This is a genomic window from Amycolatopsis sp. TNS106 (assembly GCF_019330265.1).
GTDB lineage: Bacteria > Actinomycetota > Actinomycetes > Mycobacteriales > Pseudonocardiaceae > Amycolatopsis > Amycolatopsis lurida.
Window position 1 is genome coordinate 8,015,785 of record NZ_CP024972.1, and the last position, 20,239, is coordinate 8,036,023.

18 protein-coding genes, 1 tRNA gene and 1 pseudogene are annotated in these 20,239 nt (G+C 68.1%); 10 read left to right on the forward strand and 10 right to left on the reverse strand.

Annotation, left to right across the window (positions count from 1 at the left end):
* Nucleotides 1-12: 12 nt before the first annotated feature.
* The 7 genes from CVV72_RS37160 to CVV72_RS41810 all read left to right on the forward strand — a co-directional run bounded on the left by CVV72_RS37160 (nt 13) and on the right by CVV72_RS41810 (nt 4,711).
* The gene (locus CVV72_RS37160; RefSeq protein ID WP_219148962.1) at nt 13-600 is read left to right on the forward strand and encodes a short chain dehydrogenase; all 588 of its coding nucleotides are present in this window, start codon (nt 13-15) and stop codon (nt 598-600) included.
* A gap of 32 nt (nt 601-632) precedes the next feature.
* On the forward strand, nt 633-1,640 hold the full coding sequence (locus tag CVV72_RS37165; protein ID WP_219148964.1) for a methyltransferase: 1,008 nt from the start codon (nt 633-635) through the stop codon (nt 1,638-1,640).
* Between the two features lie 33 nt (nt 1,641-1,673).
* On the forward strand, nt 1,674-2,474 hold the full coding sequence (locus CVV72_RS37170; protein ID WP_219148966.1) for a metalloregulator ArsR/SmtB family transcription factor: 801 nt from the start codon (nt 1,674-1,676) through the stop codon (nt 2,472-2,474).
* A gap of 5 nt (nt 2,475-2,479) precedes the next feature.
* Entirely contained in the window at nt 2,480-3,079 is a 600-nt protein-coding gene (locus tag CVV72_RS37175; RefSeq protein WP_219148968.1) for a dihydrofolate reductase family protein, read from the forward strand.
* 667 nt (nt 3,080-3,746) lie between these two features.
* The gene (locus CVV72_RS37180; RefSeq protein WP_219148971.1) at nt 3,747-3,947 is read left to right on the forward strand and encodes a hypothetical protein; all 201 of its coding nucleotides are present in this window, start codon (nt 3,747-3,749) and stop codon (nt 3,945-3,947) included.
* A complete protein-coding gene (locus CVV72_RS37185; RefSeq protein WP_219148973.1) occupies nt 3,940-4,212 on the forward strand; it encodes a hypothetical protein in 273 nt (90 codons plus the stop codon). The genes CVV72_RS37180 and CVV72_RS37185 overlap by 8 nt, the downstream gene beginning before the upstream one ends.
* 376 nt (nt 4,213-4,588) lie before the next feature.
* The gene (locus tag CVV72_RS41810; RefSeq protein WP_255632818.1) at nt 4,589-4,711 is read left to right on the forward strand and encodes a DUF397 domain-containing protein; all 123 of its coding nucleotides are present in this window, start codon (nt 4,589-4,591) and stop codon (nt 4,709-4,711) included.
* Nucleotides 4,712-4,844: 133 nt separating this feature from the next.
* Here CVV72_RS41810 and CVV72_RS37195 read toward each other — a convergent pair.
* Nucleotides 4,845-4,918 (reverse strand) — tRNA-Leu (locus CVV72_RS37195).
* Between the two features lie 124 nt (nt 4,919-5,042).
* Here CVV72_RS37195 and CVV72_RS37200 point away from each other — a divergent pair.
* Nucleotides 5,043-5,264, forward strand: coding sequence for a DUF3618 domain-containing protein (locus CVV72_RS37200; RefSeq protein ID WP_219148977.1), 222 nt, complete (start codon nt 5,043-5,045; stop codon nt 5,262-5,264).
* Nucleotides 5,265-5,267: 3 nt separating this feature from the next.
* On the opposite strand, the gene CVV72_RS37205 is transcribed toward CVV72_RS37200, so the two are convergent.
* The gene (locus CVV72_RS37205; RefSeq protein ID WP_219148979.1) at nt 5,268-5,678 is read right to left on the reverse strand and encodes a hypothetical protein; all 411 of its coding nucleotides are present in this window, start codon (nt 5,676-5,678) and stop codon (nt 5,268-5,270) included.
* Between the two features lie 246 nt (nt 5,679-5,924).
* On the reverse strand, nt 5,925-6,482 hold the full coding sequence (locus CVV72_RS37210; RefSeq protein WP_219154374.1) for a TetR/AcrR family transcriptional regulator: 558 nt from the start codon (nt 6,480-6,482) through the stop codon (nt 5,925-5,927).
* A 122-nt stretch (nt 6,483-6,604) separates the two neighbouring features.
* Between CVV72_RS37210 and CVV72_RS37215 the strand changes: the two are divergent.
* Nucleotides 6,605-8,064 (forward strand): annotated as a pseudogene (locus tag CVV72_RS37215) (flavin-containing monooxygenase).
* 71 nt (nt 8,065-8,135) lie between these two features.
* On the opposite strand, the gene CVV72_RS37220 reads toward CVV72_RS37215, so the two are convergent.
* From CVV72_RS37220 to CVV72_RS37240, 5 genes are all read right to left on the reverse strand, one after another.
* Nucleotides 8,136-8,606 carry a helix-turn-helix domain-containing protein gene (locus CVV72_RS37220; protein WP_219148981.1) on the reverse strand — a complete coding sequence of 157 codons (471 nt, stop codon included), beginning with the start codon at nt 8,604-8,606 and terminating at the stop codon, nt 8,136-8,138.
* Between the two features lie 254 nt (nt 8,607-8,860).
* A complete protein-coding gene (locus CVV72_RS37225; protein ID WP_219154376.1) occupies nt 8,861-10,267 on the reverse strand; it encodes an LCP family protein in 1,407 nt (468 codons plus the stop codon).
* 378 nt (nt 10,268-10,645) lie between these two features.
* Nucleotides 10,646-12,823 carry a phospholipase A2 gene (locus tag CVV72_RS37230; RefSeq protein ID WP_219148983.1) on the reverse strand — a complete coding sequence of 726 codons (2,178 nt, stop codon included), beginning with the start codon at nt 12,821-12,823 and terminating at the stop codon, nt 10,646-10,648.
* An 87-nt stretch (nt 12,824-12,910) separates the two neighbouring features.
* Nucleotides 12,911-14,365: a GGDEF domain-containing protein gene (locus tag CVV72_RS37235; protein ID WP_219148985.1), complete on the reverse strand. Its 1,455-nt coding sequence runs from the start codon at nt 14,363-14,365 to the stop codon at nt 12,911-12,913.
* A 428-nt stretch (nt 14,366-14,793) separates the two neighbouring features.
* On the reverse strand, nt 14,794-16,008 hold the full coding sequence (locus CVV72_RS37240) for an MFS transporter (protein WP_219148987.1): 1,215 nt from the start codon (nt 16,006-16,008) through the stop codon (nt 14,794-14,796).
* A 372-nt stretch (nt 16,009-16,380) separates the two neighbouring features.
* On the opposite strand from CVV72_RS37240, the gene CVV72_RS37245 reads away from it, so the two are divergent.
* Complete coding sequence (locus CVV72_RS37245) at nt 16,381-17,274, forward strand: SDR family NAD(P)-dependent oxidoreductase (RefSeq protein WP_219148989.1); 894 nt, start codon at nt 16,381-16,383, stop codon at nt 17,272-17,274.
* Between the two features lie 146 nt (nt 17,275-17,420).
* On the opposite strand, the gene CVV72_RS37250 is transcribed toward CVV72_RS37245, so the two are convergent.
* Together CVV72_RS37250 and CVV72_RS37255 are read right to left on the reverse strand one after the other, a co-directional pair.
* A complete protein-coding gene (locus tag CVV72_RS37250; protein ID WP_219148992.1) occupies nt 17,421-18,077 on the reverse strand; it encodes a maleylpyruvate isomerase N-terminal domain-containing protein in 657 nt (218 codons plus the stop codon).
* Nucleotides 18,078-18,241: 164 nt separating this feature from the next.
* Nucleotides 18,242-20,107, reverse strand: a complete 1,866-nt coding sequence (locus CVV72_RS37255) for a long-chain fatty acid--CoA ligase (protein WP_219148994.1) — start codon at nt 20,105-20,107, stop codon at nt 18,242-18,244.
* Between the last annotated feature and the right edge of the window lie 132 nt (nt 20,108-20,239).

Here is a 20,239-nt window from a genome sequence, read left to right on the forward strand (position 1 = left end):
GGAACAACGCCGATGAAGATCCTCGTGGTCGGTGCCACCGGGACGATCGGGACCGCGGTCACCGAAGCGTTCACCGCGCGCGGGCACACCGTGCTCGCCGCGTCCCGCTCCGGTGCGGTCAAGGTGGACGTCGAACAGCCCGCCACGTTCGACGCGCTCTTCGCCGCCGAGCCGGGGATCGAGCACGTCGTGTGCTGTGCGGGGAGCGGCTCGCTGGTGCCGGTCGACGACGGCACCGACGAAGAGTTCACCCAAGGGCTGCAAGGGAAGCTGCTCGGGCAGGTGTTCCTGCTGCGGCGCGCGATCCCGTATCTGCCGGACGGCGGCTCGGTCACGCTGACCGCGGGCCGGATCCCGGAAACGTTGCGTGGCAGTGCTTTCGGCGTCCTGACCAACGCCGGTCTCGAAGCGTTCGTCGCCGCGGCTTCGCGTGAACTGCCGCGCGGTATCCGGGTCAACGCCGTCAGCCCCGGCTGGGTGAGCGAAACCCTCGCCGCACTCGGCGAACCGGAAGGTGGCACCCCGGCGGCCGAGGTCGCGCGGAGCTACGTCGAGGCCGTGGAGAACGCGGACCTCACCGGGCGCACGCTGGTGCCGTAAGTCGCTTGACCACGCTGCCACAGTGGACAGCCGTGACCACTCATGACAAGGACAGACAGGAATTCCTCCGGCTGGCCGGGCTGGCGACACCGATGGCGCTGCGGGTCGCGGTGACCTTGGGACTGCCGGAGAGGTTGTCCGGGCAAGGCGCGGCCGTCGACGATCTGGCGGCGGAGCTCGGCCAATCCTCGCTGGCCCTCGGCCTGCTGCTCGGACATCTCGCCACCCTCGGTGTCGTCGAGGCGGCTCCGGACGGCTACCGCACCACCGAGTACGGCGCGAAACTGCGCGCCGACGCCGGAAACGGGCTCGCCGGGCTCCTCGACATGAACGCCGCCGGCGGGCGGGGCGAGCTGGCGTTCATCGAACTCGCGCACAGCATCGCCACCGGCGAGGCGGGCTACATCCGCCGTTACGGCAAGGACTTCTGGACCGATCTCGCCGAGCAGCCCCACCTTCGGGAGACGTTCGACCGGCAGATGACCCAGCGGTTCCTGACGCAGGTGCCGAGGTTCGTCTCCGGGTTCGACTGGTCCAGGTTCGGCTCGCTCGTCGACGTCGGCGGGGGCCACGGCAGCCTGCTCGCCGCGATCCTGAAGGCCAACCCTTCGATGCGCGGCCATCTCGTCGACCTCGCGCCGACCGCGGCGGCCGCGGAGCAGGAACTGCGCGCGCAGGGCCTCGAAGACCGTGTCGAGGTCACCGCGGGCAGCTTCTTCGAACCGCTTCCGGCCGGCGCGGACGCCTATCTGCTCTCCGACATCCTGCACGACTGGGACGACGAGCACGCCCATCGCATCCTGGCGCGCTGTGCCGAGGCGGCCGGGTCCAGTGGCCGGGTCCTCGTCATCGAGGCGGTCGGCGGGATCGGCGCCCAGACCGAATGGGACCTGGTCATGCTCGTGCTCTATGGGGGCCGCGAGCGCCGCCTCGACGAACTTCGCGACCTCGCCGCCGCACATGGACTGGTCTTCGACGCCGTCACCACGCTCACCGAGGAACGAAGCCTGCTTGAGTTCCATCGTCAAGATATTCCTTGACAAGAATATTCTGATGAGTGAATACTTCTCGGCATGGAGCAGATCGCAGCAGCACTGGGAGACGGAGCGAGGCGGCGCATCGTCGAGCTTCTCGCCGAGCGGCCCCGGTCCGTCGGTGAACTCGCCGAGCTGACCGGCCTGCGGCAGCCGCAGACCACCAAGCACCTGCAGACCCTCTCCCGAGCAGGCCTCGTGACGGTCTTCCCGCTGGGGCAGCGTCGGGTCTATGCGGTCGAAGCGGGCCCTCTGAAGGACTTCGAAGGGCGGCTGCGGGCGCTGATCGCGACCATCGAGGCGAACGAGGGCGAGCGTGACGTCCTCACGCGCTACCAGGCCGCGATCGGCGCTGACATCGCCTCCGCGAAGCAGGACCGGTGGGCGGACGGGCGGGCGTTCTCGTTCGACCGTCTGCTCGCCGCGTCGCCGGACGCCGTCTGGCGGCACTGGACCGACCCCGCCCTGCTCGCTTCCTGGTGGGCGCCGCCTTCGATGACCGTCACCGACTGCGTCATCGAGCCGCGGGCCGGGGGCCGGGCCGTACTCGACTACCGCGACGCGGAAGGGCGCTACCGCTCCGCGGGCGAGGTCCGCGCCGCGACCGAACCCGAACACCTCGAGTTCGACCTCTCGGTGCTCGACGCCCAGGGGGACACCTTCTTCACCGGTCACTACGACCTGAAGTTCGCCGAGGCGCCGGGCGGGACCCGGCTCCGGCTCGACCTGCGCATCACCGAAACGACCGTCGACGCGGTCCCCTTCATCGCCGGTATCGAAACCGGCTGGGGCCAGGTGCTCGACAACCTCGCAGCTCAGCTCACTCAGGAAAAGGACTGAACGACATGACGAACCTGACCGGCCGCCGCGTCACCGCGAACATCAGCCTCACCCTCGACGGCCACTACAGCGGCCCCGGCGGCCCCGGTGACATGGGCGCGATCGTCTCGTACGCCACCACCGAGGTCGCCCGCGCCCACCTCGCCCGCATCCACGAGGCGGCGACCACCGCCGTGCTCGGCAGACTGAACGCCGAAGGATTCCTGGGCTTCTGGCCCACCGTCGCCGCCGACGAGAACGCGGACCCGCGCGACCGCGCCTACGCGAAATGGCTGGTGGACGCCGAAAAAGTCGTATTCTCCACGACACTGACCGAAGCGCCCTGGGACCGTGCCCGTGTCGTGAACGCTCCCGCCGCCGACGTCATCGCCGACCTGAAGGCGAATGGTGCGGGCGACATCCTGGTCAACAGCAGCGCCAGCGTCATCAAGGCACTGCTCGCGGACGACCTGATCGACCGCCTGTACCTGATGATCTGCCCCGAGATCACCGGCGGCGGGCAACGGCTCTTCGTCGACGGCCTGCCCGCGTCGAAGTGGGTGCCGGCTTATCAGGAGACCGGGGAGCTGGGGGAGATGGCGCTGGTCTACGACCGGGTGCGCTGATCTTCGGACGGGAACAGTGTCGACCAGACGACCTCGCCGAGGGGGGACGGTTCCAGTGCGGCCAGTTCGGACGGCTCGAATTGCCAATCGTTCTTTGTGGCGGCAGGAACGCCGTCGAGGTGCAGGACGAAGACTTCAGGGGTGGGGATTCCTCCCGCGATAATCGCCAGGTAGCAGTCTCATGGACGTCATCGACGCGGATGAGGGCCTTGATCCGCTGGTTCCGGAACTCGGCTATCGCGATCAGCCGCTTATTTCGCTCCGCCAGGTTACCGCTTGCTCCGCGCTATGAGGTTGCAGTCCCATTCGGCAGATCGGAGATGAGTGGTCGAATCGGTCTTGCCGTTGGTGCACTCGCGCCGGATCGATTCGTAGGAGTCGCGAGTTCGTCCGGTAGGTCATCGTCCTGCAATCGGGGTTGCGACGGCCCGGCGATCTCTGTTCTGCCACCTCCCAGCCCGGATGGCGGTCCGTTACCGGTACTGCGGTCGGAAACGCAGGGTGTTTCGTCGCTGAGTCCTGTAGCGCGCGAAGGTATTCAGCGGCTCCGTAACGGCGACCGGTGTTGGCGGCGACTCACTCTCGACAGCGTCGACATCGCGGTCGGGAAGATGGTGGATCTCGTCAATCCCACCAACGCCTAGCCAGGATCTTGAGAGGAACCTCGATGGCCGAGCCCGAACAGCTGCGTCCGTCCCGGGGCATGCATGCGGACTGCCAAGATCATCCCGGCGTCAGCACTGGCAAGAGTTCGACCGAGATCTACGAGCATTCGCTCGACGCGGACACTGGCGTCCCGGCTGCCATCGTTGAACTGTCCGGCTGGGACAATCACCACCGACTGGGCAGGAGTGCGACCCATGCCTGAAATCCGCAGCATCCTGGAGTTCCAGGGAGTGAATTCCGGAGCGCGTACCGTCCCTGCGGGGGAGTTGGACGAGTATGAGTTCTACTCCGACCCCGGGTGGGACCTGGTGAGCTGGGGCGTGACCTCGCTGGACAACACGGTGAGGCTCCAAACCGCCACTATCACGCCGGGCAATGACGGAGTACTTCGGTTCGTCGGCCGCGTACACAACACGGATACCGTGTCGCACTCGCACCGATGGACGTTCGTCGTGGTGAAGAAGTAGTACTTGCTCAGCTTCGGCGCGGTCGCGGTATCTAATACGACGGACTAGATCGGTACGTCGCGTTGATTGCTACGCCGGGCTGTTACGTGAACGGTGGCCGGATGCATCACGGCTTGACCGGACCGTTCATCGTCTGAATCTTCCGCGAGTCACCGTCGATAGCAGTGCGCCCTGTACGAGCCTCGCGACGCGTCGAGGTGTTCCAGGCTGCCGCGCAGATGGTGCGCGGCAGGGCGATGAGCCCGAAGGCAACGGTCGAGGTTATCGCCAGGGTGATAGGGGATATGGAGATGAGATGACCGTACCGGGCGACCGCCAGTCAGGGTGGCGAAAGTCGACATACTCGGCAACTCAGGGCGATTGCGTCGAAGTGGACATGGACGACCTGACAAACCCAACGGTCGGTGTCCGCCACTCGAAAGATCCTGACGGCGGCGAGTTGAGGATGCGGTGCGGCACGTGGTCGGCCTTGATCGAGTCGCTGAAGTCGAGGTCGTGATCCCGAGACGAAGCCCCCGGCAGAGCCGATCGCTGCCGGGGGCTTCTTCGCGTCCGGATGTGGCACATCTGTGGCACGCGGCCTGCGGAGCGACTCCAGAGTGAACGCGCCGCCGCAGGTCAGGCGTAGTGGGTGGGCCCGGAGAGACTCGAACTCTCACTGGCACGGACCTAAACCGTGTGCCTCTGCCAATTGGGCTACGGGCCCCAGTGCTGCCCCGAAATCGTAGCGTGCGACACGATCCGCGTTTCTCGGCGTGGCCGGTGCCACGGTGAGGGGCGGCGTCCTCTAACGTGGGCTTCCAGCAAGTCCGTCGCGGCGAGGAGGACACGTGGCTCGCGATCCCGAGACCATCGAGCGTGAGATCGAGCAGGCCAGGAACGCGCTGGTCGCCACGCTCGACCAGCTGGGCACGAAGGCGAACCCCGCGAAGCTGGTGGATTCCGCGAAGGCCGGCCTGCGCGCGAAGCTGGACGAGCCCAAGGTGAAGTACCCGCTCATCGGCGGGGCGGTGCTGATCGGCGTGCTGCTGATCCGCAAACTCCTGAAGTAGGTCTCAGGAGGTCTGAGCCGCCTTGGCGGGTGTCTTGGCGGGCTCGGGCTTCTCCTTGGACTTCGCCTCGTCGACGGCCTTCGGGAGTTCCTTGCCCTGGGGTACCGGGGGCTTGCCGCCGGTCTTCTCCTTGGCTTTGCCGTTCGACGGCGGTGGAACCTCGAGCGGTTCGATCTCCGGAAGCGTGAGCCTTGCCGTCATGTAGGCGGCGGTGAACTCGAGGGCACTGCCGTTGAGCAGGTGCACCACCGTCGAATGTTCCGGCGGGGACAGTTTCTCGACCAGCTGGTCGGCCCGGTCCCGTGCCGCGATGATGCCCGGCGCGCGACCGGTCAGTTCCTTGCCGGAGCCGCTGACCGTGATCTTCCAGTCGTCGTCCTCCTGGACGTACGACGCGGTGATCGGTTCGGTCATCCGCCTCACCCCTCTCCTCGCGAGCAAGCGTCACTCGATCGACACTCTTGATGGACTCGGTCACACCGCCGTCATGACGCCACTTTCGGGTGGTGGCGCCCCCTCCTGACGGAGGCCGCGACTGTCCATCAGACTTTCTACAGTGTCATCGATACAGTAGGACAACTCTGTGTCACAAGACACTGGCGGCAATGTGCTCTGAGTGACGACCGAATGGCCTAATGCACGAGCATCTTCACAGTCGTTTCAGTGGGCCCGCGCGGACAGGCCTGACCAGAGGACGTCCATGGCGTATCCGGTCGCCGTTTCGGGGCTGACGTCCTCGTGTCGTTCGCACCAGATCGCGAGCCGCTCGCACGCGCCGACGACGAACTCCGCGGACGCCTCGGCGCGGAGGTCGTCCCCGGCGTCGAAGTAGTCACCCATCAGTGCGGCGATCAGGTCGGTCTGCTGGCGCCGGGTCTGCTCGATCTCGTCGGCGGCGCCGGTCCCGATCAGCGCCATCTCGTGGCGGAGCAGTGACCAGGCCTGCCGTCGTTCGCGGATGAAGACGAAGAAGGCGAGCAGTCCGCGCCGCAGCGCGTCCTCGGCGGACGTCGCGCCGACGGTCGCCCGTTCGGTGACCTCGCGCAGCGCCGCCCGCGACTGCTGGATGCAGGCCAGCAGCAGTCCCTCTTTCGAGTTGAAGTACTCGTAGAGCATCGGCTTGGAGACCCCGACGCGTTCCGCGATGTCGTCCATTGAGGCCGCGCTGTAGCCGCGTTCGGCGAAGACCTCCTCGGCGATCTCGATCATCTGCCGCATTCGCTCCGCTCGTGGCATGCGTTTGCGCTTCGCCGTCGTCACCACAACACTCTACCGAAGGTAACCTACTTCGAGTAAGGTGAACTCCCGGTAACAGGTAAAACGAACGGGAGGTCGGGGTCATGGGCAACCGCACCGAGACCGGTGTCGTCATCGTCGGAACCGGTTTCTCCGGCTGGGCATGGCCATTCAGCTGCGCAAAGAGGGCCGCGAGGACTTCGTCATCCTGGAGAAGGCCGGCGACGTGGGCGGCACGTGGCGGGACAACACCTACCCCGGCTGCGCCTGCGACATTCCCTCGCATATGTACTCCTTCTCGTTCGAGCAGAACCCCGGCTGGTCCCGCGCGTACTCGCCGCAGCCGGAGATCTGGCAGTACATGCGCGACGTCGCCGCGAAGTACGACCTGCACCGCTTCATCCGCTTCGGCCAGGAGATGACCGGCGCCCGCTGGGACGCGGACGAGAATCGCTGGCACGTCGCGTCGAGGTCAGGCGACGAGTTCGTCGCGCCCGCGCTGGTCGCCGGGGTCGGTGCGCTGCATCTGCCGCAGATCCCGAAGCTGCCCGGCATCGAGCGCTTCAAGGGCCGCGCGTTCCACTCGGCGCGGTGGGACCACGACTACGACCTCACCGGCAAGCGCGTCGCGGTGGTCGGCACCGGGGCGAGTGCGATTCAGTTCGTGCCGCGGATCGCGAAGGACGTCGCCGAGCTGACGCTCTTCCAGCGGACGCCGCCGTGGATCATGCCCAAGCCGGACCGCGAGATTCCGGAAGCGCTCCGGAAGACGTTCAGCTCGGTGCCGCTGCTGCAGCGTGCCTTCCGCGACGTCCTCTACTGGGGTCTCGAAGCCCGCGCGATCGGTTTCAACGGGCAGCCGTGGGTGATGAAGATCGGCCAGCGCATCGCGAAGCGCAACATCCACAAGGGGGTCAAGGATCCGGAACTGCGCCGGAAGCTGACGCCGGACTACACCATGGGCTGCAAGCGGGTCCTGGTCTCCAACGACTACTACCCGGCGCTCGCGCGGGACAACGTCGACGTCGTCACCGACGGCGTCAAAGAGGTCCGCGAGCACAGCGTCGTCGACGGCGCCGGTGTCGAGCACGAGGTCGACGCGATCATCTACGGCACCGGATTCCATGTCACCGACGCCTTCGACGATCTGGAGATCATCGGCCGGGACGGGCGCAACCTCGGCAAGGAGTGGGCGACCGAGGGAATGCGGACTTACCAGGGCATCACCGTGTCCGGCTTCCCGAACCTGTTCTTCCTGCTCGGCCCGAACACCGGACTGGGGCACAACTCCGTGGTGTTCATGATCGAAGCGCAGATCTCCTACGTCGCGCAGGCGCTGCGGCTCGCCCGCGGCAAGGCGCTCGACCCGCGGCCGGAGGCGCAGGAGCGCTTCAACGGCGAGATCCAGCGCAAACTCGCCAAGGGCATCTGGACCCAGGGCGGTTGCAAGAGCTGGTACCTCGACGCGAAGGGCGTCAACCGCACGATCTGGCCGGGTTTCACCTGGCGGTACTGGCTCGACACCCGCAAGGTGCGCCGCGAGGACTACGAACTGCTCGGCTGAGCCGAAAAGAGGGGAGGTCCGTGAAAGCCAAGATGGGGGGCATGGCCTTCACGGACCGGGGAATGCCGCGCTCATGAGGGGTTGAGCCGGCGAAGCCTTCCGATGAGATCGACGGTGGGGATGCCGCAGAGCTCGGCCATCCGTTCCAGCGCCGCGAGATCGAGATGGACTTCGGCGGAGCCGTTGTCGCTCGATCGTTTGAGCCGGTCGTCCGCCCACCGCCGCAGGGGGAGCAGTTCCTCCTGCTCGTCCTTGATCACCTGGCGCAGGTCGACCCGGACCCGGCCCGGTTCGTCCACGAACACCCGGCGATGCACCTTGGCCAGCAGATCCTGTGGCAGCTCGTCCATCGCGACGCACAGTTCGACCAGCCGCACCACGGAACAGTGCCGGGTGCCCAGCTCGTAGGTCGCCAGCGTCTGGAGCGAGATCTCGCTCTGCAGATGCTGGTTCAGTTCCTTGCGTGTCCAGCCACGTTTACGGCGGAGCTTGCGGAGCTCGTCTCCGAGTATCCGCTGATAGCTCTCAGCGTCGATCAGCACTCCCCATCCCCTGCCTTGCCAACCTTCTCCACCGCCCGCTCCGTGTGACAAAACCGGGGACGAGCGCGCTCACGTGTATGAAAGTCGGCAGGGCCGCCGCTCTTACGCGGTTTCGGGGGTGGTTTTCCTGACGTTTTTGACTCGTTGGGCCGAATGGGTGAAGGAGGGGTGCTCGACGGCGTCGCGAAAGCCACTTTCAGGACATCAGATGTCCTGAAAGTGGCTTTCGCCGCACTTGGTGCGGCACCTGAGCGTCAGTTGACGCAGGGCACGCCTTCGGCGGTGATCGGCTTCTCGTCGGACTGCTCTGGCGGGGGCGCGGCGGCCGACGAACCGGCGGCGTTCTGCGAGGAGCCGGAGCCTTCGGCGCCGCTCGGCGCCTTGAAGTCCGACCCGAGGAAGACCATCACGTGCCCGGCCTCGACGCTCTTGTCCTCCTGGACGGTCGGGTTGCCGCCGAGTGCCTCGGCGACCGCCTGGCCCTTCGCCTTCTCGCCCTTGGCGACCCAGACGACCGTCTTCTTGCGCGCGCTCGCGGTGGCCGTGTCACCCGCGGTGAAGCCCTTGTCGACGAGCTGCTTCAGCACCGACGAGGCCAGCCCGTCCCGGGGCGTCGAGTTGCGGACGTCGACCGTGGTCGCCTTGTTGGGCGACTCGGCGGGCGGCGCCTGCTGCTGCTCGCCCGGCTGCGGGCCCGCGAGCCCCTGGACGAAGTTCTTCACCTGCTTCGGGTCGACCTGGATGGCGACGCCGTCGTTCGGGGTCTTGTACTCGATGTTGACGATCGGGATCGTCCGGAACTCGAGCTGGCCGCCGGTCAGGCTCTTCATCTGCTGCGCGAAGCCGAAGACGTCCCAGTTCTGGTTGAGCACGACCGACTTCTTGATCGCCGTGATCAGGTCGTTGAGCTTGCCCGGGTTCGCGAGCGTGCCCGCCGACAGCACCTTCCGCGCCATCCCGGCCATGAACACCTGCTGCCGGACGACCCGGTCGAGGTCGCCGCGCGGCAGCCCGTGCCGCTGCCGGACGAAGCCGAGCGCCTCGACCCCGGAGATGGTGTGCGGGCCCTTGGTGAACTTCGCACCGGAGAACTGGTCGTTGACGTCGTCGTTGAGGCAGACGTCGACCCCGCCGATGGCCTGCGTGATCTCGCTGAAGCCCAGCAGGTTGATGGCGGCGTAGTTGTCGATGGTCGACCCGGTCAGCTGCTCGACCGTCTTGATCAGGGTCTTCGCCCCGGCCTCGTTGGCCTTCTGGTCGAGTTCCTTCGGGTCGGAGACGCCGTTCTCCTGCTGCTTCTTGCGCTCGTCGAGCATCGCGCGGGCGTAGGCCGAGTTGATCTTGTGCTTCCCGTAGCCGCCGGGGATGTCGACGTAGGAGTCGCGCGGCAGCGAGATCGCGACGGCCTTGGAGCCGTCGTTCGGGATGTGCACGAAGATCAGCGAGTCGGTGTTCAGTTCGCCGTCGGCCTGTCCGGCACGCAGCTGGGCCAGGACCTCCTTCGACAGCGGGTTGCCCTGCGCGTCCGTGCGGCTGTCGAGGCCGACGAGCAGGATGTCGCGGGCGCCGTCGGCGGGCTTCTCGCCTTCGTCCGCGCCGATGCCGACGTTCGCGAAGGTCAGGCCGTCCATCGCGGCCCACGCGTACCCGGTCAGGCCCATCACCAGCAGCGAGACCAGGCCGAGGGCGATCTTGGGGCCGCGGAACGACCGTCGTCTCGGGGCCGGGCGCCGGGGTGGCATGCCCGCGGCCTGGCGGGCGGGTGCCGGGCGGGCTCCACGGGGCGGGGCCGGTCGGGAAGGAACGCGTCCGGGCGCGTCCTGCCTAGGCCGGGCGGGACGTCGATCCCCATGCCCATTCCGAGGCGGGTACTCCACGCGGTCTGCTCCTTCTGGTCGTTACCGGTGCGACGGTCTCTTCAAGGGACGCATGGTGCCTGTTGCGGGTTGTCGCAGGATTACACATCCCCCCGAAGATGTGGCATGCACCACCGGTTTCCTCCCAATGGTACGGAGAACGCCTGGTCAGCGCCGTACGGATCAGGGCAGGACACGCCGGGCGGCGCGGGCCGGGACCAGCGTCGCGGCCGCCGCGAGCATCGCGACGACGATCGTCGCGACCGGCAGCGCGACGGACGCGGCGCTCACCCGCTCGCCTTCGAGAGCGGTCATCAGGGGCGGCGCGCACGCGACCGCGCACACGAGCCAGGTCCCGGTCATCCGGCTGGTGCCGTTCCGCACGGTGTGCAGGAGGTACACCCCGAGCAACAGATTGACCAGGCTCTGAACCGGGCCGAACCGGATCCCGAGGAGGTCGGCGTCGGCGGACGCTCCGCCGAAGCGGGTCAGGGCGAACCCGAACACGCCGAGCATCGCGTACGCCATGCCGACCGTCGCCGCCGCGCGGCAGAAGACCATGGCCCGCAGGCCCGGCTCGTCGACCGCCCGCTGTTGCGGTCCACGCAGTTGAGTGTTCCAGTGCCGCTCGAACCACCAGAAGACGAGCACGGCGGGCACGGCCAGCAGGGCCATCGCGAGCAGGACCCGCGGGCGTGCCAGCCAGCTGAGCCCGTCCACGAACGGTCCCGGCAGATAGACGACCGCCACGAGCAGCAGCATCGCGGACAGGAAGCCGAGGTACAGGCTCATCGGGGCGCGCAGGACCAGACGGGCGGTGGCGGCGACCGCGGGACGGTCGCCGAACCGGGCCAGCGGCTGCGAGAGCAGGCCGAGGAGCGCGAGCTGGACCAGGCCGAGCAGGAGCACGCCCCAGGGCGGGCCGGACAGGGCCGCCGGGGCACCGGGGCCGCCGAGCAGCATCGGGCCTTCGCCGCGGACGGCCACCGCGAGCCCCAGCCCGGCGGCGCCGGTGAACGCCGTCGCCACGAGGGCGCCGCGCGGCAGGCGGACGCCGTCGGCGTGGGCGAACGCCAGTTGCTGGACGAACAGGGCGAGGAACAACGTCTCCGCGTAGCGCGGGACGGCCGAACCGGACCACTGCGCGGCGGCCTCGCTCGCCAAGGTCAGCGCCAGGAGCCCGGCGACGGAGGCGGTCCGCGTCCGCCGGTACAACGCCAGCAGCGCCGGCGCGAGCACGACGGTCAGCAGGAAGACGCCGAGCAGCCAGAGTGGATGCAGCGCGATCCGCATGACGGTGGCGTTCGTGCCCGTCGGGATCCCCAGCACCTCCAGCGCGAGGGGGACGACCAGCGCGACGACGGCGAAGATCAGCGCCGGGCGCAGCAACGGGCTCGCGCGGTCGGCGAGGTACTGCGGATAGCGGCCGCCGGTCGCGCGGATCGACCGCCAGCCCGCCTCGTTGATCCGGCCGACCGCGAAGAAGATGAGCGGGCAGAGCTGGGCGAGCCAGGTGAGCGGCCACAACGACCGCTCCGGCGCGCCTGCCCAGTGCGCGAGCGCGACGGCGGATTCACCGAGCAGCATGAGGACGACACCCGCGACCCCGAGCAACGCCCACCGGCCGACCGGGACGACGGGCCGCGGCTCGCGGGGGAGCGTGACGGTGGTCCGGCGGTTGCGGACCCAGCCGCGCAGCCGGAACACCAGCAGCGCACCGATCACCAGCACGCCGACGATCATCGGGCCGAGCGGATCGCCGACCGGCGGACCCCAGCGCTGATGCCAGGAGTTGAGCACGAGACCGGCGGTATAGAGGGAGGCGACGACGTCGCAGGTGCCGCGCGAGTCCATCGGGTTGAGGACGCAGGCGTTGTGCATGTCGGCCGAGAGCCGGTCGTCGAGCGAGGCCCTGGCCTCCTGGCCGAGCGGGTGCCCCTTGCGCTCGGCGTAGCGGAGGATGTCGTAGCCCAGGTCGTGCGCCCTGCAGGGGACCGCGTAGTCCCACTTGGTGTTGTCGTCGCCCCAGGGGGCCGAGCAGCCGCCGTCGGTGTGGACGGCGCGCACGGTGCCGTCCCGTGCCGTCATCACCCCGGGGGTGATGCCGCTGACCGCGGTGAAGTCGGCGGGCAGCGCGGCGATCGCGTTCTCCACCGGGCCCGGCCGCACCAGCGCGTCGACCGCGTTCTGTGCGGCGAGGATGTCACCCGTCGGTGGTCCCTGGTCCGGCGGCGAGGCCGGCCGTGACGCGATCAGCCCGAAGCCGAACACCAGCACCGTGACCAGCAGCAACCAGCCCGAAGTCGACCACGGCCGCCGGATCCGGGCAGGACGAGCGGCGGCTTCGGCTGTCGCTGGCATGGCGTCCAGGGTGCCATCCGCCGATCAAGGCCGACATCCGGATAACCCCCGGGCTTTCCTTGGGGGTCCCCTGATGGTGTGACGCGTTCAGTCCGCTGGATGCGAGTCGGCGGCGGGCGGGGGAGGGGGCCGGTCCACGTCCTGGGCGAAGCGCACCTGGTTCCGGCCGTTCTCCTTGGCCACGTAGACGGCGGCGTCGGAGGCGTGCAGGAGTTCCTCCAGGGATTCACCGTGACGGGGGAACAACGCCGCGCCGATCGAGGTGGTGCGGCCCGAGATGGTCACCCGGCTGCCCCTTTTGTCGGTAGTCACTATATGCAGTTCGGCGATAGCACTGCGCACTCGCTCGGCGGCGAGTTTGGCCGCCGTTTCGTCGATATCCGGCAGCAGTACGAGGAATTCCTCGCCGCCGAACCGGCCGATGACGTCGGCGGGCCGGGTGACCTCGTCCAATTTCCGCGCCACATCGCGGAGCACGTCGTCGCCCGCCGGATGTCCATATGTGTCGTTAATCCACTTGAAGTGATCGAGATCAATCATCAGAAGAGCCAGGTTGTCGTCCGATCGGGCAGTCCTGCCGAGCGCCCGATCGGCCGACTCCGACCATCCGCGCATGTTGAGAACACCGGTTTTCGGGTCCGTCCGCGCGTCGTTTTGCAGTTGGTCGATCTCGGCGAGGCGATTGAACACCACCGTCACCACGGCCATCACGATCACCATCGGTGGCATGATCAACAGCAGCACCGCGGTGACCGCGCCGAGGCCGATCGTGATGGCCTCCAGCAGGTTGTCCGCCGTACTGCCGAGCACGGTGGAGATCGACGGCCGCTTCGGCGAGCCGAGCGCGAGGATGCCGCCGATGTAGGCGATCTGCACCGCTTCGAAGACCATTCCGGTGACGATCAGGACGCCGAACTCGCCGAGGGTGTCCCAGCCGGAGATCCGCCCCCATTCATGCGGCCCGAACGCGGCGAAGGTGAGCGACGCGAGGGTCACCGAAACGCCGTGGGTGACCGACGAGAACACGAAGTTGTGCGCGGGACGGCGGGCGATGAACCAATGCTGGATCCGGACGATCGCGATGATGGAAAGCGTGAGCGAAAGCGGCAGGATCACCGCGGCGGGAAATGTCCATACCGCGGTCAGGTCGATGAGGACGGTATGGCTTCGATCGCGCCGTCTTTCCTCTTGCCGCTGGGTGAGCTGAATATGTGCCGTTGCGCCGACCGCGAGAATGGCGAAACGGACCCAGTCCGTTCTTCCCGGATTCGCGGAATTCATCGTCGCGACGACCATGATCGCGATTCCGACGGCCTCCATCGCGAAAAGGAACGCGATGAATCGCTTCGGCCGCTGCCACAGTGCCCACGCCCTGGGATCGTAGGGATGGCGTTCCGGGGGCGCGGTCTGGTCACCTTCCGGGCTCGCCTGCCCGCGTTCGGTCACCGGTACCCCGCTCTGGGCGGCGGGTGCCGCCGTCGCGTCGTCAAGGTCGCCGGTGCCGTCACCGTGCTGGCGGCGGTCACCGGTCTCGGCTGGCAATTGCTACCTCTTTTCCGCGCGGACGGCACGGCTGAGTAATCTCACCGGTACCGACTGATACACCGTTCGTATTCCACGGCCGGTATCATCCCATCGCATCGGTTGTCCGACACAGGCAAGGGTGCCCGCGAACACGGACCGGAGGTGGCAATCGTGTCCCGTGATTTCTGATCTTGGCGACTGAATGTTTTTCGAGACGTGAAGCGGAAGGGGTGACGGATAGTGTCCAGTCGTGACTTCTGAGCCCGGGCAAGGTATTAGTTCGCAGCAACGAGGTGGCCGGGAGGTGTGTGACCGTGTCGAGCCGTGACTTCTGATCCGAAGCCGTTTCTTTTCACTGAGGTGCCGAAGCAGTGTCATGTCGAGATTTCCGAGTACGAACCCGCCGGGTGGCCGCGCCGCCCCAGGGGTCGTCCAGTGTGGATTCCTCATGACAGCAGCGGTTCCGGGCTGGATCCGTTGATGTGTCCCCAGCTGAGTGCGACCAGGACGGCCAGCAGCAGGCCGACCACGCCGGCCAGCGCGATGGCCGAGGTCGCCGCCCCGAGCCGATCGGCGGCGAGTCCGCCGAGTCCCGCCCCTACTCCCTGAGCCACCCGCAACCCCGTGCGGTACACCCCACCCGCACCGCCCCTGAGTTCGTTCGGGACCCACGTGATGAACGTGGCGCTCACCGTGATCAGGTACGCCCCCGCGGCACCCGCCGCCGCCAGCAGGAGCAACGCCGGGATGAGCCCGGGTTGGAGCGCGAAGGCGATCAGGGCGACCATCGGGAGTGCCGCCAGCACGCCGAGCAGCTTCCGTCGTTGTTCCGCCGAGACGAACCGGGACAGCAGGAACGCTCCGATGACGAAGCCCAGCGGATCGGCGGCCAGCAGCCAGCCGACGGCCTGTTTTCCCACGCCCATCTCCGCGGCGAGCGGCGCGGCGAGCCCCTCGGGGACGACGGCCAGGCCCACCAGCCACGAGAACCAGACCAGCACCCGCAGGTGACGGTTGCCGAAAACCTGCTTCACCGCGCCGAACCAGCTGCCGCTGCCGTCCGACGCCGCCGCCCGCCGGGAGACCGAGAAGCGGACCACGGCCGCGCTCAGCAGGAACGTCGCGGCGTCCAGTGCCAGAGCCCAGCTCGCCCCGACCTGCGACACCAGCAGTCCGCCGCCCGCCAGGCCGAGCAGCATGGCGGTGTTCGTCGAGATCCCCCTGATGTCCTGGCTCTTGAGATAGAGGTCGTCGTCGGTGAACACCTCACGGGTCAGCGCGTTCTGCGCCGCGTTGCCGGGAGCGTTCACGAGCCGTGCCAGCACCACGAGCCCGCACAACAGGGCGAGCGGGGTGCCGGGGATCGCCATGATCGCGATCAGCACGCCTTGGATCAGGGACGAGACGACGAGGACGGTGCGCCTCGGGTACCGGTCGGCCAGCTGGGAGAGGCCGAGGCCGCCGGCCAGCGCGGGCAGGAAGGTCAGGGAGTAGACCACCGCGGAGAGCAGCGCGGAGCCTGTCCGGTCGTAGACGAGGATCGCCAGCGCGACGATGGTGAGCTGGTCCCCGATGAGGGACTGCACCTCGGCGAGCCACAGTGCGCGGAACTCGCGGTTCGCCAGGGCGGCGGTCATCCGCGGCGCCGCGTTCGTCTTCACTGCGTGACCACCTCCCCCCGATCGGGTGAACTTCCGTCCCTCGCATTCTTGCCTGCCGTGTTACGCGGTCGACGAGGGAGTCACAGTTGTCGTCCCGCCGGACAACGTTCAGTATGCCTCCGGCTACAGGGAGACGAACAGAAGACGGAGGAATCCTTCGCCTGTTGAGCTGATCGGGCTACGCCGTCTGACCGGTGGGTGACATCGGCCTGACTCGCCCGCGGGTATCTGCGCGCCGATCGCCCCGCCCTCGCTCGGCGCAGCCGGGCCGCCGTTCGCCGCCGCCCGCGCTCCGGTTGGGCCGAATGGGCCAACACTGAGTAGAGACCGGTCTGGAGGTGGAGGCCGGCTTGGGTCAAAGGGGTGAAGGCGATGAACGGTTTGCTCGACGACAAGGCCGTCGTCGTGACCGGGGCGGGACGGGGCCTCGGCGAGGCGTTCGCGGTGCACGTCGCGAGGGCGGGCGGGGCCGTCGTGGTCAACGACATCGACGCCGAACTGGCCGAACGGACGACGGAGAACATCCGCCGGTTCGGCGGGAGGGCGGTCGCCAGCGGGCACAGCGTCGCGGATCCGGAGCAGGCACAGGAGATCGTCGACCTGTGCCTCGCCGAATTCGGCGCGATCGATGGCCTGGTCAACAACGCGGGCCTGAACTACGAGGCGCTGCCGTGGGAGGACGACGTCGAACAGGCCCGCGAACTGATCGAAGTGAACGTCCTCGGCGTCATGTACACCGGGCTCGCCGCGATCAAGGCGATGGTGGCGCGAGGCAAGCCGGGCTCGATCGTGAACATCTCGTCGGGTGCGTCGCTCGGGCAGCGCAAGCTCGGCGTGTACGCCGCCAGCAAGGGCGCCGTCGCTTCGCTGACCTACTCGTGGGCGCTCGACCTGGAGGAGAGCGGGATCCGGGTGAACGCGGTCTGCCCGCTCGCGCACACCCGGATGGTGTGGAAATCCGAGCGGTCGCTGCGGGCCTGCCCGCCGGACCGGACGCCGTCGCGGATCGCGCCGGTCGTGCTCTTCCTGCTCGGCTCCGGATCCGACGGCATCACCGGGCAGATGATCCGCTGCAACGGACCGCAGCTGCACGTAATGGGGCAGCCGTTCCTCAAGCAGCCCATCCTCGAGCGGCCGGTGTGGGACACCGAGACCGTGCAGCGCGCCTTCGACGAGGTCTTCAGTGCGCACCTGGAGAACTACGGCCTCGAAAAGCGTGTCCCGCCCCGGCTGCGCAAATGGACCGAGTCGACGCGGACCGCCTGATCACGCGGGTCGCGAGGGCCAACACGCGTGATCAGCTGGACGACTCGCGTGATCAGACGGACGACACGGCCGTGTCGTCCGTCCAGTCACGCGTGTCGTCCGTTCAAGCACGCGAGTCGTCCGTCCGATCACGAGTGTCGTCCGGATTAGCCGATCACGAACGGCAGCTTCGCGGCCAGGTCGCCGAGTGCGGCCTTCTCGGCGTCCGTCGGCTGACGGCGGCCGGTGCCGACCAGCAGCGCGTCCGTGTCGGAGAACGACGCCGGAAACGTTTCGCCGGTGCGCTGCTCCAGGATCTGCCGCGTCCGGGCGAGGCTGTCGGCGGCGGGGCCGTCGAGGTGCGGGAGATACGCGACCAGATCGAGGTGGTGCAGCGTCCACTCCAGGACGTACGCGGAGAGGAAGTCGCCCGCGGTCAGGACGATGTCGCGGGTGGCGACCCGCGTCGCCAGGTCGGCGAGGCCGGCGGCCCGGCCCGCGGCGGAACCGACGTCGTCGAGGTGGAACTTGAGGAGCCGCGGCTCCTGGTAGGCGGCGGCGAGGCGCACGATCAGCGCGTCGAGGTCGTCCTCGCCGGTGGGCGGCTTGTCGGCGAGCTCCCAATAGGTGACCGCGTCACGCGTGGGTTCCGTCTCGGCGGGAGTGGCGAGGGTGATCAGGACGTCCTGGGCGTCGATCACCAGGTGACACACCAGGTCCCGTACCAGCCAGCCGGCGCAGCCGGACGGCTTGGCGAAGTCTTCGTCGGGGGTTTCGGCGACAGCGGCGAGGAGCGCCGCCCACGAGCGGGAGAAGAGATCCACGGCGGCAAGTTAGCAGCGGTCGCTTGCCGATCGCGACTCCTTTCGTCCCGTGCTCGAAGACGTGATTCGCGTGCTTGAAGCCGTAACTCACGTGCTTGGAGGCGTAACTCGCGAGTTACGCCTCCAGACACGCGAGTTACGCCTCCAATCACGAGTGTTACGGCTCAGGAACCGGCGGCGGGGGCGGGTTCCGGAGCGGAGGCCGCGTACAGATCCGTGATCGTCGGCGCGTAGCGGTCGTTGATGACCCGCCGCTTCAGCTTCAAGGTCGGGGTGACCTCGCCGCTTTCCGGCGTCCACGCCTTGGGGATCACGTGGTACCGCTTGATCTGCTCGATCCTGGCCAGCCGCGCGTTCGCCGCCTCGACGGCCTTGTCGATCTCCGCGCGGATCTCCGCGTTGTCGGCGAGCGATTCGCCTTCCGCGAGCTGGATGCCGTTCGCGGTCGCCCAGCCCGGCGCGATCTCGTCGTCGACGACGATCAGCGCCGTGACGTACGGCCGTTTCTCGCCGATCGCGACGGCCTGCCCGATCAGCGGGTGTTCCTTGAGGAGACCTTCGATCTTCGTCGGGGCGATGTTCTTGCCGCTCGAAGTGATGATCAGTTCCTTCTTGCGGTCGGTGATCGTGACGAAGCCGCGTTCGTCGATCGTCCCGATGTCGCCGGTGGCGAGCCAGCCGTCGGCGTCGACGTCCGGTTCGATCGTGCCGTCCGCCTGCAGGTAGCCGAGGAACACGATCGCGCCGCGGACGAGGAGTTCGCCGTCCTCGGCGACCTTCACCTCGATGCCCTCCAGCGGGCGGCCGACCGAACCGGCCTTGAACGCCGACGGTGAGTTCGAGGTGACCGCGCCGGTGGTCTCGGACAGTCCCCAGACCTCCTGGATCTCGACGCCGAGCCCGGCGATGAAGTACAGGACCTCCACCGGCAGCGCGGCGGCACCGCTGGAGGCGACCTCGATCTGGTCGAGGCCCAGCATCGCCCGCACCGGCGCGAGCGCGGCCGCGTCGGTCCGCGCGATCTTCTCGGCGAGTTCCGGCGGCACCTCCTTGCCGTCACTGCGCAGTTTGTAGCCCTGCTGCAGGAGTTCGTTCGCGGCGATCAGGCCGTCGCGCTTCTCTTCCGGCAGCGAGCCGAGCAGGTTCTTGAGGCCTGCCGCCATCTTTTCCCACACCCGCGGTACGCCGAAGAAACTCTTCGGGTGCACCTGGCCGAGCGCGCCGACGACGCCGGTCGGGTCGGCGACGGTGTGCACGTGCCCGGCCCACACGATCGGCATGTAGATCGACAGTTCGCGTTCGGCGATATGCGCGAGCGGCAGGTACGCGATGTTCGTGGCGTGCATCGGGGACTCGTGCAGCCTCTGCACGGCGACCGCCTGGTAGATCGCGTTGCGGTGCGAGAGCACGACACCCTTGGGGTCGCCGGTGGTGCCGGAGGTGTAGATCATCGACAGCGGGTCGTCCGGAGTGATCGTGGACCACGCGGTTTCGAACGCCTGCGGGTCGGCGGCGTGTGCCTCCGCGCCCGCCGCGCGCAGCTCGGCGAACGACAGGAACCGCTTGTCGTCCGGCGGGATCACGGACGCGTCGAGCAGGACGACGTGCCGCAGCGCGGGCAGGTCGTCGAGGACCTGCGACCAGCGGCCGAGTTCGTCGGCACCGGCGAGGACGACGATGCCGGCGGCGCTGTGCCGGGCGACGAACCCGATCTGCTCCGGGCTGAGCGTCGCGTACGCGGTGCAGGGGATCGCGCCGAGATGGGCCGCGGCGAGATCGGCGATCAGGTGGTCCGGGCTGCTCGGCGCCATGATCAGCATCCGGTCGCGGACGCCGAGCCCGAGGCCGGCGAGTCCTCGGGAAACCTCCGCGATGGCGGTGCGGAATTCGGCCCAGTTCAGGGTCGGCTTGCCCTCGATGTCGAGTGACGTGACCGCCGGCAGGTCACCGAACTCCTGGGCGTTGCGGTGAAGCAGGGCGGGGATGGTCTGGCCTTCGATCTGCTCGGCGACGGTCGGCTGGGTGGTCAACGCTGGCCTCCTCGATGCTGCCTGATCAGGCACACTGTAAGGGCTGTCGGCAGTGCTGGATAGAGAATCGCGGCCACGGTCGTGAGTCGCGAAATGTCCACCTTTTCCGTTTTCACCGCGTCAGTCCCGAAC